The 13893-nt window shown below is 42.2% G+C and carries 12 protein-coding genes; 7 read left to right on the top strand and 5 right to left on the bottom strand.

What is annotated here, in order from left to right; translation table 11 throughout:
* The first annotated feature begins 36 nt into the window (after nt 1–36).
* The 3 genes from mgtE (at nt 37) to msrA (ending at nt 2480) form a co-directional block, all read left to right on the top strand.
* Nucleotides 37–1377, top strand: coding sequence for a magnesium transporter (mgtE, locus tag LC20001_RS10115; protein WP_029507986.1), 1341 nt, complete (start codon nt 37–39; stop codon nt 1375–1377).
* Nucleotides 1378–1518: 141 nt separating this feature from the next.
* Nucleotides 1519–1953, top strand: a complete 435-nt coding sequence (msrB, locus tag LC20001_RS10110; protein ID WP_010010152.1) for a peptide-methionine (R)-S-oxide reductase MsrB — start codon at nt 1519–1521, stop codon at nt 1951–1953.
* Nucleotides 1954–1967: 14 nt separating this feature from the next.
* On the top strand, nt 1968–2480 hold the full coding sequence (msrA, locus tag LC20001_RS10105; protein WP_010010150.1) for a peptide-methionine (S)-S-oxide reductase MsrA: 513 nt from the start codon (nt 1968–1970) through the stop codon (nt 2478–2480).
* Between the two features lie 153 nt (nt 2481–2633).
* Here msrA and LC20001_RS10100 read toward each other — a convergent pair whose 3' ends face one another.
* Both LC20001_RS10100 and LC20001_RS10095 read right to left on the bottom strand, forming a co-directional pair.
* The gene (locus LC20001_RS10100; protein ID WP_010010149.1) at nt 2634–3272 is read right to left on the bottom strand and encodes a copper homeostasis protein CutC; all 639 of its coding nucleotides are present in this window, start codon (nt 3270–3272) and stop codon (nt 2634–2636) included.
* Between the two features lie 23 nt (nt 3273–3295).
* Nucleotides 3296–4327, bottom strand: a complete 1032-nt coding sequence (locus tag LC20001_RS10095; RefSeq protein WP_010010148.1) for a lactonase family protein — start codon at nt 4325–4327, stop codon at nt 3296–3298.
* Between the two features lie 210 nt (nt 4328–4537).
* Between LC20001_RS10095 and LC20001_RS10090 the strand changes: the two genes are divergently transcribed.
* Nucleotides 4538–4915, top strand: coding sequence for a PTS glucitol/sorbitol transporter subunit IIA (locus LC20001_RS10090; RefSeq protein ID WP_010010147.1), 378 nt, complete (start codon nt 4538–4540; stop codon nt 4913–4915).
* 15 nt (nt 4916–4930) lie between these two features.
* Here LC20001_RS10090 and cobT read toward each other — a convergent pair whose 3' ends face one another.
* The gene (gene cobT, locus LC20001_RS10085; protein WP_010010146.1) at nt 4931–5983 is read right to left on the bottom strand and encodes a nicotinate-nucleotide--dimethylbenzimidazole phosphoribosyltransferase; all 1053 of its coding nucleotides are present in this window, start codon (nt 5981–5983) and stop codon (nt 4931–4933) included.
* Nucleotides 5984–6172: 189 nt separating this feature from the next.
* Entirely contained in the window at nt 6173–7150 is a 978-nt protein-coding gene (guaC, locus tag LC20001_RS10080; RefSeq protein WP_003678891.1) for a GMP reductase, read from the bottom strand.
* 228 nt (nt 7151–7378) lie between these two features.
* Between guaC and LC20001_RS10075 the strand changes: the two genes are divergently transcribed.
* Both LC20001_RS10075 and LC20001_RS10070 read left to right on the top strand, forming a co-directional pair.
* Nucleotides 7379–8224 carry a methyltransferase domain-containing protein gene (locus LC20001_RS10075; RefSeq protein ID WP_010010144.1) on the top strand — a complete coding sequence of 282 codons (846 nt, stop codon included), beginning with the start codon at nt 7379–7381 and terminating at the stop codon, nt 8222–8224.
* A 333-nt stretch (nt 8225–8557) separates the two neighbouring features.
* The gene (locus tag LC20001_RS10070; protein WP_010010142.1) at nt 8558–9910 is read left to right on the top strand and encodes an FAD-dependent oxidoreductase; all 1353 of its coding nucleotides are present in this window, start codon (nt 8558–8560) and stop codon (nt 9908–9910) included.
* Between the two features lie 179 nt (nt 9911–10089).
* Here LC20001_RS10070 and LC20001_RS10065 read toward each other — a convergent pair.
* Nucleotides 10090–11468 (bottom strand): IS3 family transposase gene (locus LC20001_RS10065; RefSeq protein ID WP_099267149.1). Its coding sequence is split into 2 segments (ribosomal slippage): nt 10090–10979 and nt 10979–11468, totalling 1380 coding nucleotides; the frame shifts between segments, so codons are not numbered across the junction.
* Nucleotides 11469–12047: 579 nt separating this feature from the next.
* Here LC20001_RS10065 and LC20001_RS10060 point away from each other — a divergent pair.
* Entirely contained in the window at nt 12048–13892 is a 1845-nt protein-coding gene (locus tag LC20001_RS10060; protein ID WP_235804457.1) for a GGDEF domain-containing protein, read from the top strand.
* The last annotated feature ends 1 nt before the right edge of the window (nt 13893 follow it).

Genomic DNA, 13893 nt, shown 5'->3' with positions numbered 1-13893 from the left:
CGAGGAAAATTGGCAGATATAGAAAATAAGGTTTGGTTGACTCAGCTGCGCCATTTAAAACGCTTGTTGGCTGCTAATGATCCCACTGCTTTTCATGCGGCTTTTTTAGAGTTGCATACTTGGGAGCAAGCGCAATTTTTTCTTGGCTTAAACCGTTCGGAGCGAATGGCCTTATATAAAGTACTTAGTGCAAGTGAAGTCGGGGACTTTTTTGATGATATTGACGATGATGAGGCACAGCTGACGGTGTTCTTAGCCGAAATGCGCCCTGAATTTGCGGCGCAGATGCTGACTGAAATGTATATTGATAATGCTGTTGATATTTTGGAGCATTTGGATAAAGCAACCGTCAATCGGCTGCTAGCACAGATGCCACATCAGACGGCAGTGGATATGCGCAGCTTACTGCATTATGATGATGAAACTGCTGGCTCGATCATGACCACTGAATTTGTGGCGATTGTGGCAGAACAAACTGTGGCCTCCGCTATGCAAACTTTGCGTGAAAAGGCCGAAGATGCCGAAATGATCTACTATATTTACGTTTTAGATGAGGTGCAACATTTAGTCGGCATTATTTCGTTACGTGATCTGATCGTTAATGACCAGACTAAAAAAGTGCGCACGATCATGAATGAACGGGTGATCTCAGTGCAGGTAACGGATGATCAAGAAAGTGTTGCCCAAACGATCCGTGACTATAATTTCTTTGCGATTCCCGTCACTGATGACGAGAATCATTTATTGGGTATTATCACGGTTGATGATATTATCGATGTTATCGATGACGAAGCAGCATCTGATTACTCTGGTTTGGCCGGTGTTGACGTGGAAAATACTAGTGAGAATCCATTGAAAGCGGCAGTCAAACGGTTACCGTGGTTGATTACTTTACTATTCTTAGGGATGTCAACTGCCAGTTTGATCAATCACTATGAAAGTTTGGTAAGTGAGGCAAGTGTGCTGGCGGTATTTATTTCATTGATCACGGGGACGGCCGGGAATGCTGGTACCCAAAGTTTAGCCGTGGCGGTACGACGTTTAACTTTTCCTGATCAGGAACGCAGCTTTGTTCAGTCGTTATTGGCGGAATTAATAACTGGTTTGATCACTGGGGTAGTTACCGGTGTTACGATCACGTTGGTGGTTGGCGTTTGGAAGCATAATTTTACGTTGGGCTTTGTGATCGGTCTGGCGATGTGTTGCGCCATTGTCGTCGCTAATCTAGCAGGTAGTTTTATTCCTGGTTTGATGGCGCGCTTAGGCTTTGATCCAGCGGTTGCCAGTGGTCCGTTCATCTCCACCTTAAGTGATCTAACCAGTGTGCTGATTTATTTCAGCATTGCCCAGTATTTTATTGCCTCATTTGTACAGTAACAATCAAGCGGTCTGCGTTGGCAGATCATTTTTGTTTTGCAGTGATAAAAAAAGCTGGATGTTTGACGTGAACTCTATTTAAGTTCAATATAAAAGTCTACACAAATTGTGTACAATGAATAACTGAAAGGCGGTTTTATGATGGCAAAAGACGATGCAGAATTACGGCAGCGAATCGGTGATGAGGCATATGAGGTGACTCAGCATGCTGCAACTGAACGGCCATTTAGTGGCAAATATGATAATTTTGATCAGCCGGGAATCTTTGTTGATATTGTCAGCGGCGAACCGTTATTTAGTTCAACTGATAAATATGATGCTGGTTGTGGTTGGCCGTCATTCACTAAGCCAATCGCTAAAAAGCAGATCAAGCAGCACGTTGATCGTTCGTTGGGAATGGCTCGTACTGAAGTTCGTAGTCAAAATGCTGATTCACATTTAGGCCATGTTTTTACGGATGGTCCCGTTGATAAAGGTGGGCTACGTTACTGTATTAATTCAGCAGCGTTGCGTTTTGTCCCAGCAACTGACTTGACAGCGCAAGGCTATGGCGATTATCAATTTTTATTTGAATAATGGAGGGAATCAACTTGGAAAAAGCAATTTTTGCTGGTGGCTGTTTTTGGTGTATGGTCAAGCCGTTTGATACCCAACCAGGAATTGAAAAGGTTGTTTCTGGCTATACTGGCGGTACAGTGGCTAATCCGACTTATGAACAAGTGGCTAGTCATACAACTGGGCATACGGAAGCGGTTGAGATCACCTATGATCCCAGCGTTATTTCCTACGCTCAGCTAGTAGAAAGCTATTGGCGGCAAACCGACCCTACTGATGCTATGGGACAGTTTCAGGACCGTGGTGACAGTTACCGGCCGGTAATTTTTGTAAGTAATGAAGCAGAACGGCAAATTGCTGAAGCTTCTAAGGCTAAATTAGCGGCCAGTGGTCGTTTTGATAAGCCAATCGTCACTCAAATCGAAGACGCCCAACCTTTTTATCCAGCCGAAGCAGAACACCAAGATTTCTACAAGAAGAATGCTTGGCGCTATGCGATTGAGGAACAGGGCGGACGGGAACAATTCATTCACGAAAAATGGCAATAAATTTTTTAGTGAGTCGTCTAGTATTGTGAAAATACTAGGCGTTTTTTTGTGACCAATAAAGGGACGAACAAAATGGAGCTACGAAAAGGCCTTAAAAGCGTATCAAAAAACTCTTGATCTTCGTGTTCATCACACTAAATCAAGAGTTTTTGATCAACCTAATGTACCAACAACTTTGGTACCATGCACTTCTGGGATACCTAATTCTGTAGCTAATTCAGTTGCGTTATCGGCAGTGATCCCGCCACCAGGTAAGATCGTTAGCCGACCATTAGCTGTCGCAATTGTTTGCTTTAATGCGGCAATATTAAGTGGTTCGGTTAATGGGCCACCATGCGTCAAAATACGGGTTACTTGATGTTCAGCTAGCCAATCAATTGCTGCAGGCTGTTGGTCCGCAGCAATTTCGTCAAAAGCCATATGGAAAGTAACTTCCATGCCACCGGCTGCTCCAAGCAGCATTTCCATAGCTTCTTCATCGATCTGATGATCACTAGTTAAGCATCCAAAGACCACACCATCGGCGCCTAATTGTTGCGCCGTAAAAAGATCAGCCTCCATCATGCGTAATTCTAAATCGTTATAAACAAAATTACCACCGCGTGGCCGAATCATCGTAAAAACGGGAACGTCTTTTTCATGAGCGTAACGCATTGTTTCGGCCATTACACCGTGGCTAACGGTCGTCCCACCAACGGCTAGGTTATCGCACAGCTCGATGCGATTAGCACCTTGACGAATGGCTTGTGGTAAGTTGGTAAAGTTTTCAAGACAAACTTCTTTGATCAGCATGATAAGCTCCTTTATTGTTTCAATTAAAAATTCAAAAAGCGCACGCAAACTGGTTCAGTACAAGCGATATCTTTTTGTAGTAAGCTTAGTTTACCAGTTTTAGCGTCACGTGCAAACAATGTTAGATTGCTGGTATTTTGATTTGCACAGACAACAAATTTTTCGGTTGGATCAAAAGCAAAATCGCGGGGGAATTCGCCTTCGGTTGCGATTAATTGTTGTAATTTTAAGCTGTAATCTGCTTTGATCGCAAAGCCAGCTAGTGAGTCGTGACCGCGATTCGAAACATATAAGAAACGACCATCAGCGGAAATACGAATCGCGGCAGCACCATTATGAGTCGTGTGTTCAGCGGGTATTGTTGCGATCGTCTGTAAATGAGTGAAACGGCCAGTGGTAGCGTCATAATTCAATACTTCAACAGCACTACCTAATTCTCCAGCTAAATAAGCGATCGGTGCAGTTGGGTGGAAGACGATATGGCGTGGACCAAATCCAGCGGCAGTTTGGTAAACGGCCACTTCAGTAACTTGTCCATCTGCGGTGACATCATAAGTGTGGACTTCATCGGTGCCCAGATCACAAGTGACTAAACGTTGATCAGGAGTCAAATCGGCAAAATGAACGTGTGCACCGTCTTGTTCTGGTTTTGGTCCGTGACCATGATCGGTAACGGTTGTCACTAATTCAAGGCCGCCATCAGGCAAAACACGGTGGATCAATAATTGACCACTGTGGTATTTTGCTGAATAGACTAACTGGCGTGCTTCATCGACCGCTACGTATGCAGGTGATGAGCCGGGTTGAACTGATTTATTGATCAATTTCGGTGCATTAAAATCAGCTAGATCATAAGCGACTAAGCCACCAGCATCTTTTTCGGCTAAGACACTATACAAGCGCTTTGCTTGTGAAACGGCCAGATAAGTAGGATTGCCGGCCGTAATGTAAGCTGATGGTTGTGCTAATTGCTTTTTTTCTACATCTAAAGTGGTTTGATAGATACCAGTGCCGGCATTGCGGGTGTAACTACCCAATAATAATTTTACTGACAAAATAAAACATCCCTTCTTGCTTAGGTTTGTTGATCAATTAAGCTGTGTTTCGACTCACAGTTATTTTATAGTACGTTTAACACTATCTTAGCATAGTTGGTTAGACACGGAAAAGAGTAACGAGGGTACTGTTTTTGTGATACACTAATGGCAATGAGTAGTGGTGGCCAATTTAATTGAAAGCGTCACCTTAATTGGAGGAAAAATTTTATGAGTACAGTTACGAGCACGGTTATTGCAATCGGCAACCATGCCATTGAAAATGAAGATCCATTAGTTATTTTATTTGACCAAGAAGCAACGCCTGAGTTACAAGACATTGCGGTGATCCAAGAATTTAGTGAGCCAGCGGCAATGAAGACGTTGGCCTTGGCGGAAGGCGATACGATCACGATCGATGAAAACACTTATACGATTGCATACGTTGGTGATGTCGCCAATCAAAATCTGCAGACAATCGGTCATATCACCTTATTATTTGCACCGCTACCAGCTTCAGATCGACTAGGTAACGGCGTTTATTTGACCACAACGGTTAAGCCTGCTTTTCATGTGGGCACTAAGATTAGTTACAAGACAGACGATTAAGGCACGGTCTACCATTTATTTTTTATAAATGATCGCCATGTCGGCTAAGGTATTCATGTGGGTAAGGATCGCAGCAAGTTCATCCAGCCAAGGCATCAGCATAACGGCGCCGGTACCTTCGCCGACACATAATTGTAGATCAAAGTAGGGTTCCAGTCCAAGCTGTTGTAAAGCGCGCTGCGAACCTTTTTCATGCGAAACATGGGATGGCACCAAGTAATCAGTGATGGTTGGTGCTATTTTTTGTGCCAATAATGCGGCAGCATAGGAAATAAAGCCGTCTAAAATCAGAGGTGTGTGATGTTCGGCGGCAGCTAACATGGCACCGACTTTACCGCCAAATTCGAAGCCACCAACTTTGGCTAAAATATCGATTGGATCAGTGGGATCAGGTTGATTGCGCGTCAATGCTTGCTGAACGATCGATATTTTATGGGCCAATTTGGCATCGGAAATATTAGAGCCACGACCGACGACTTCGGCAGCATTACATTGTAAGCAGGCGGCAACAACGGCAGAGGCAGTGGTGGTGTTACCCACACCTAACTCACCCACGGCCAACACTTCACTTCCGTTATTAATGGCAGCTAGGGCGGTAGCATAGCCGATTTTAATCGATTTTAGGGCTTGTTCACGCGTCATTGCGGGGCCTTGGGCAATATTTTGTGTACCATAAGCAATCTTGGCATTGATCAACTTAGGAAAAGTCCGTTGCGAATCGATCCCAATATCGATCACTTGAACCTGACAATGAGCTGCGATTGCTAAAGCAGCCACGGCAGTGTGTCCGGCCAACATATTACCGGCTTGAACAATAGTGACTTTTTTTGGTGTTGCTGAAACGTGCTCTACGGTCACACCATGATCGGCGGCAAAAACTAAAAGTGTTTTTTGCCGTAAGCGTAAGCTAGTTGTGGCCTCGATTCCGGCTAAGCGGATGGCAAGCTCCTCTAAACGGCCTAAGCTGGCAATCGGTTTGGCCAAGCCGTTTACAATTTGCCGCATAGCCTGTGCTGATTCGCTAGCGAGTGGTGGTAGGTGATAAGTGTTTGCCTGAAATGTTTGCATCGTAACGCCTGATTTCCTGTAGAATAAATCCATTGTAAAACGCTATCATGGATTTGAAAAGGATTTAATTTAAAAAAGCACGAAATACGCAGCACACTTGACTGCCATATTTCGTGCTTTTGGTTATGAGTAAAAATAAATTATTTTAGCGTAAATAAGCCGGTAAAGGGAGCCTTCTATTGATATATTTTAATATTGATCGCCGTTAAAAATCGAATTTTTAACGATTACGTAATCAACTTTAGTTAACGCTTTTAGATCTTTGCCACCAGCATATGAAATTGCCGATTGCAGATCTTCTTGCATTTCAACTAAAGTATCGGCGATATCACCTTTATAAGTGACTAACATTTTTTTACCTTCGACATTGTGATGTGCGCCTTTTTGGTATTCCGAAGCGGAGCCAAAATATTCTTTGAAAAGTTCGCCATCCCGTTCGATTGTTTTACCCGGTGACTGTTTGTGGCCGGCAAAAAGGGAACCGATCATGACCATACTAGCACCAAAGCGAATTGATTTAGCGATGTCACCATCAGTTCGCACACCACCATCGGCAATGATCGGTTTACTAGCTGCTTTGGCGCATAAACGTAGTGCTGCTAATTGCCAGCCGCCAGTACCGAAACCAGTTTTGATCTTAGTAATACAAACCTTGCCGGGGCCAATACCAACTTTAGTTGCATCGGCACCAGCATTTTCTAATTCCCGCACGCCTTCAGGAGTGCCTACATTACCGGCAATTACAAAGCTGTCCGGCAAGTGGCGCTTGATATGTTGAATCATGTCGATCACCCGTTGACTATGACCGTGAGCAATATCGATGGTGATATATTCTGGATTCAGCTTGGCTGTGGCCAATTGTTCGATAAAGTCATATTCTTCGGGTTTAACGCCGACACTAATTGAAGCAAATAGATTAGCTTGATGCATATCACGAATGAAATCAGCGCGGGTTGCCGGTTCGAAGCGATGCATCACGTAGAAATAGCCATTATTGGCCAGATCTTTTGCTAGGGGTGCGTCGATAATTGTCTGCATATTAGCTGGTACAACGGGTATTTTGAATGTACGTGGCCCAAATGTAACCCGGGTATCACATTCTGAACGACTATCAACGATACACTTATTAGGGACTAATTGAATATCTTCGTAATCAAATACTTGCATGTAAGCCAACTCCTCATAATTGCGCATCATTTACATAAACACGAACAATAACTTTAAATAATGTCACATTTTTCGTTCCTTAGATAGACTAACCCAATTTCAAGCTAACGTCAATACTAAAAACGGATAATATTATATTGATTCGATTTATTGTTCGTGTGTTTTGCTTTGAGCGATAACAGTGTAGAATATGAAGTACCATAAATAACTTAGAGGAATGATTTTTGAATGAAGAAAATTGAGCGCGGTCAGCAGTTTTTGCGCCAGCACCTTAATTTGTTTCAATGTCCGGTTTGTCACGAGGCTTATCATGCAGTTATCGAGAACAGTTTGAGTTGTCCCAACGGTCATCAATTAGACCTCAGCAAAAAAGGCACCCTATATTTTCTACAGCGACAAGTGCAAAGTGAGTATGACGCAGCAATGTTAGCCAGTCGGCGACGAATTTTGCAAGCAGGCTTATTTGATGGCTTTTTGGATGTGGTACGGGAAAAGCTACCCAAAGCAGGTGTTGGCTTGGATGTCGGCTGTGGCGAGGGGACGCCGCTACATAAGCTGGAAGCCGACTTGAAAACGGCAATCGGGTTTGATATTTCTAAAGCGGGGGTCAACTTAGCAACGCAGCAAGATACGGCGGCTTTTTTCTGTGTGGCGGATCTAGCGCACCTACCATTTAATGCCGCAACATTTGACGTTATTTTGAATATTTTTTCACCATCTAATTATCGGGAGTTTGCCCGAATTATGCGGCCAGATGCACAAGTGATCAAAGTGATCCCAAATACTGATTATCTCAGTGAATTGCGCCAAGCCTTATTTGCTGGTGACCGGCGGGCAGTTTATTCTAATGAGAAAGTACTAGCCCATTTTAAAGAGAGTTATCGCCAAGTAACCGCACAGCGCGTTCGTTACCAATTTACGATTCCCCCAGAAAATTTCGCTGATCTTGTTTTGATGACACCGCTTCATTGGCAAGCCACACCGGAGCAGCTACAACAGCTACTGGCACAACCATTTCCGCAGATCACAGTTGATGTGACCGTTTTAATTGGCGCGCAATCAGTATTAGATTGAACTTTTTGTTAAGAAAATGTAACCTGAAGTAGTTGTAAAACGCGACGTAAGGTGTTATAGTATTTTCAAGGTATTTTTTCATTAACTTTTATCAGAATAACCTTTAAGTTTTGATAAAAATTGGTGATTAAAACTTCACTAACGTACTGTCTCGCCGTGCCCACACCGAGATGGTACGTTTTCCATTTTAAAAGGACACCCAGCTTACGATATAGTGAGTTGGGTGTTTTTAGTTACATTCTGTTGTGCACAAGCTAATTGTTTTAACATTTAAATAGGTTGTGCTACCTTTAAAACGTAAATAGGTCTCAATCGGATAATGGAGGTCATAATATGCGTGAAGCAAAGAATGTTTTTATCGGTTTTGGCAAGGCGGCTAAGACTTTAGCGTTTAAATTAGCGCAAGCGGGTGAATCGGTGGTCATGATCGAAGGCTCTGATCAGATGTATGGTGGGACTTGTATCAATATTGCCTGTATCCCATCGAAATTACTTTATACATTATCGATGGCGCCGGTAGTGGGCACTCAAACTCGCAACTATCAGCAGGCAGTTTTAAACAAGCGTAGTGTGATCGGTGGTTTACGAACAAAAAATTTGCACAAAATTGCCGATCTTCCAGCGGTCACGGTTTTGACCGGCTGGGCTAAATTTATTGATGAGCATACCTTGACGGTTAGTTATGCTAATGGTCAGACTGAACAAGTTCATGGCGAACGAATTTTCATCAATACTGGGGCTAAAGCAATTTTGCCAGCTATTCCTGGATTAGTTGATAGTAAATTTATGGTCACCAGTACAGAAATGCTTGATCAGGCAAGGTTACCACAGAAATTAGTTATTATCGGTGGCGGCTATATCGGTCTGGAATTTGCAACGACTTATCAGCAATTTGGGGCTCAGGTTACAATTTTAGACAATAAAGCACAGTTCATGGCTCGTGATGAGCGTGAAGTCGCCCAAACTGTCCATGCACAGTTTGATCAAGCTGGCATTGAGGTAGTTCAAGACGCTCAGGTTACTCGAGTCACTGATGTGGGTACGCATGCTGAGATTACAGCAACTGTTGCTGGTCAGCCGCAGACGTTTGTCGCCGATACGATATTAGTTGCAACCGGGCGTGCAGCTAATATTGCTGGCTTAGGTTTAGAAAATACCGCAATTAAAACTGATGCACACGGTATTGTTGTTGACGATCATTTACGGACAACGGTTGCGAATGTTTGGGCGATGGGGGATGTTCGCGGTGGGGCACAGTTTACTTATATTTCTTTAGACGATTATCGCATCGTTTATGATCAACTAAAGGGAGCTGGTAAAAAATCACTGCAGGAACAAGAATTAGTACCGCATACGGTCTTTTTAAACCCACCATTGTCAACAATTGGTTTAAATGAGGAACAAGCTAAAGCACAGGGAATTGCTTATCGTGTGGCCAAAATCCCGGCAGGGGCAATGCCTAAAGCACATATTTTAGGTAATCCAGCTGGCTATTTGAAAGCATTAGTTGCGGCGGATGATCAAATCCTTGGTGCAACCTTGTATTGTGAAGAAGCCTATGAGGTGATCAATTTGATCTCATTAGCGATGCATCATCATTTACCATACCAAGTACTGCGTGATCAAATCTTTGCCCATCCAACGATGAGTGAAGCTTTAAATGATTTATTTGAAACGCTAGGTTGATCAGGCGGAAATAGAGTTCAGTGATTTTATGTTATTTAGCAACATAAAATCACTGAACTTTTTGCTTTTCTAAATAAATAACTTGAAATACAATATATTGATTTTAAAAATAGTGGTATGATAATCATATAAATAAAAAAATAATAGTGTGAAGTGAACCCCAAATATTGGACGAAACTTTAAGCAACTTTCTGGGTGGTAAGAACACGGTATTTAACCGGGCTCTTACCACCCAGTTTTGTTTTGATTCTCGTGAAATTATAATATTGAATCCAGTTCGCTACGGCTTGGGTTAATTCCGCCAAGGTATCGAACTGTCTTTGATCATAAACTTCTGCTTTTAGAATGTGAAAAAAGCTTTCCATGGCCGCATTATCTAAGCAGGTTGCTTTGCGTGACATACTCTGGAAAAGATGTTGTTGCTTTAAAATACGGACCCAACGTGGATTTTGATATTGAAAGCCTTGGTCAGAGTGGACCGTTGTCCGATAACCTAGTTGTTTGGGAATCAGGTTGATCGCTGTTGTTAAAACATCGGTGGTGAACGTCACAGTTGGTTTTAAAGCAATATCATGGCTCAGGACTTCACCGGAAAATAGATCATAAACACACGTAAAGTAAGCCCGTTCTTCAATCGTTTTATTGCCCCAACGAAGCTCAGTAATATCCGTCGTTAACTTTTGATACGGTCGATTGGTCATAAAGCGTCGTTTAAGTCGATTCTTAGCGACAGCTCCAACCGTTCCTTTGTAAGAATTATACTTACGGGTTTGCTTATTATATGCCGTTGATAACAGGTTTAGTTCACGCATTAAACGCAGGACTTTCTTATGATTGACCACCAGCCCCATTTCACCCAATTGGCCAGTGACCTGGCGGTAACCGGCCGCAGTCGCGTTAGCTTTAATGTCTGTAATGGTTTGTTTAAGGATCGCATCCGGATCGTTTTCAGTTGGGACAGACTTTATCGCGTAGCTATAGGTGCTCTTGGCCATGCCAACGACTTTAAGGATCTTACCGAGCCGATAATTAGGCCTTAGTTCTTGGATGATTTGTGCTCGTTGTCTACTTGTGATTGAGCCAAGGCCTTCAATTTTTTTAGGTATTCATTCTCGATCTTTAGTAATTCGTTTTCGTCACGTAAGCGGGTTAATTCATCTGGTTGTTTCGTTTTCTTGCTTTGTTTATCAGCTGACATAATTTTTGACCGTCCTCGGTTACGAAACAAGGCATCAAGACCTTCATTTTCGAAAGTTCGTTGCCATTGCCAAATAGTTGACGGCGCAGAAATATCAAAGTTAAGGGCAGTTTCAGTTATGGATGCCTGATTCGTTTTCATCCAGTTTAAAACAGTCACCTTAAAAGTGCCATCATAAACTTTCTCTGGTCGGCGAACCTCAAGCCCCCTAACACCGAAACGCTGGTATTGCCGGACCCATTTATTAACGGTCGCATGACTTTTGATCTGGTACTTTCTGGCGATCAAGATAAAACCTAATGAAGAAGTCAGATAGTCTTGAACAACATGTAGTTTAAACTGCTTGGTATATTTGGTCATAGTAAAACCCCCGGTATTGGATTTTGGTCCAATACCGGGGGTTCACTTCAGTGACTTAAAACTGATTTTGGGTATACTATTTAATTATTGGTGATTGTTTAGTTAGACCTAGCAAGTGCTTCATTTTCTTGAAAGCGCTAATAAATAGGGGCTACCGAGACTTTTTAATTTAGATATAACGTGTGCTGCTTAGCTTATATAGTAGTTCTAACTATTCATTTTTGTTGAATAAATAATTGAAAAATTATTGGCAAATAAATTTTTATTTTATTTTTCTATAAATATTTTATTATACTGATCAATCGTTATTTTTGGGTGTGGTTTGTCAGCGGAAATGCAATTGCGTTCGCTCAAATCAATGCCAGATGCATAAAGATATTCTTTGTATATTGGTATAGTCCATTGATGACCAGTTCAGTTCGATTAGTATTTAATGTCACAACTAAAGTAATTTTTGCAGTGATAGTGGCTTTTAGTACTCCCTAGGTAATTGATATCTAGGGCTTTAATCATGCGCTAGTATTATGCGTTATCTAATAGCTAAAGGTCGGTATCCTGTTCGTATTGGGGGACCACACAGTGGAAGATGGAACAAATCTATTAGTAGTTGCGATGTCATGGGCAGCACAGCTGACCGTCGCAATATTTTTTATTGCGGGGTTCGTAAGCTTTTATACTGAAGTTTGGAATCGTGCATTTAGTGATTCGGAGCGTTCGCGTACCGAACGTATTTGGTTACGGGTCGCTTTGATTGTTTTAGCTATCGGGTTAGGCTCGATATTACATTTTGCTGGTTATCTCGGCGGTAGCACTTCAATGATGTACCATAATATTGGTCTGTTCATCTTAGTTTTCTCGTTGCTTGATGAAGAAATTAATTTTGGTGAGTATTTGATTCGTTGTGTGGCGTTGATCACGGTTTGGGCAATGCACCATATGGGTCACTTTATGGTTGATCGTTTTGCCATTTCAATGATCATTCTGGTGATTATTTTGGTTGTGGTCTGGCGTTTTCGGCATACGATCGAATCGCGCTTCCCGTTACGCTTATTAGTATCGTCAATTGTGGCAATCGATTTTTGGTTTACGCTACCGACCCATTCGGCCAGCATGGTTATGACGCCAGCAGTTTCAATCGAAGCTGTTTTGATGTTCTTCGTCATGAAATTGTCTACTGGGCGACAGCAGAATTTATGGGCGCACAATGAGCAAGTTGCTCATCAAGCCAATTATGATCGTTTGACTAATACCAAGAATTTTACGGCTTATCAGAAAGAGATCTTTAACGCCTTTGGGATTGCACGTACTGGGCATCAACCGTTGGCAATTGCCATGATGGATATTGATCATTTTAAGTTGATCAATGATCAATATGGTCATTTAGCCGGTAACCAAGTATTAACTGAGGTTGCTAACGCCCTAAAGCGTGTTCTATTGCAATATAGTGAAAATTATCAACTTTATCGTACGGGTGGCGAGGAATTCACTTTAGTCTTTCCTGATAGTTCGGCGCAGGAAATATTAGCGATCTTGATCCATTGTTGGCGGACCGTGCGTGCTGCTGAGTACGTCTATGATAAGGACACGATCAAAATTACCGTATCCTTTGGCTTGACGGAATTAGTAGATCACGATCAATCACCTGATGATGTTTATAAGCGTGCCGATCATTCATTATATATTAGTAAAAAGAATGGTCGGGATACGATCACCGTCGATGGCAAAACGCAGCAACTACAAGATGATTCAAAGCGGGAAAATTATGCTTATTTTGTTGAGGGGATTTATACTAGCGGTCGTGATGCCGATGAGCGGCGAGCAGCTAATGAATTAACTTTGCGGCGCTATGATCGTGAGAAACAAACTTGGGTGATTCCAGAACAGCGGCATTTGAATATTAATACGCGGATTGAATTGATGCGTGATGTCTTAGTCAATAGTCGCTGTCAGTCGATCGTTGTGTCGTTATCGATCGCTAACTTTCTTAACCAGACTACTGCCGATAAATTAGTTAAATTCTTTAACAGTCCGAATGGTCCGGAAATTATGTATATTGAGATTGATCGCATTCCAGTGCTGGATCTATTGATTCCAATGGCAGCATTTTATCATGAAAGTGGGATTAAAATCGTACTCAGTCAAATTGGTAGCAATCGTCATTTTGAACAAGTTAATGCCAGTTTGCAATACATTGATGGAATCAAATTGACCATTCAGTCCACGACCGATGCTATTGGAATGCCGCCTGAGTTGAGTAAGGACATTCAGTTTTGGGGTGAAATCGCAACTAATTGGAAAATTGAATTTATTGTAGCGGGTGTGGCTGATGAAAGCATGTTTACTTGGTTACAGAACCAAGATTATGTTGATTATCTAGAAGGTCCTTATTTTGGAACGGCTGAATTACCTTTGCTAATGTCATAGT

This window comes from Loigolactobacillus coryniformis subsp. coryniformis KCTC 3167 = DSM 20001 (genome assembly GCF_002706425.1).
GTDB classification, from domain to species: Bacteria; Bacillota; Bacilli; order Lactobacillales; family Lactobacillaceae; genus Loigolactobacillus; species Loigolactobacillus coryniformis.
The sequence above is the reverse complement of the archived record's forward strand: the minus strand, read 5'-3'. Positions and strand labels throughout refer to the sequence as shown.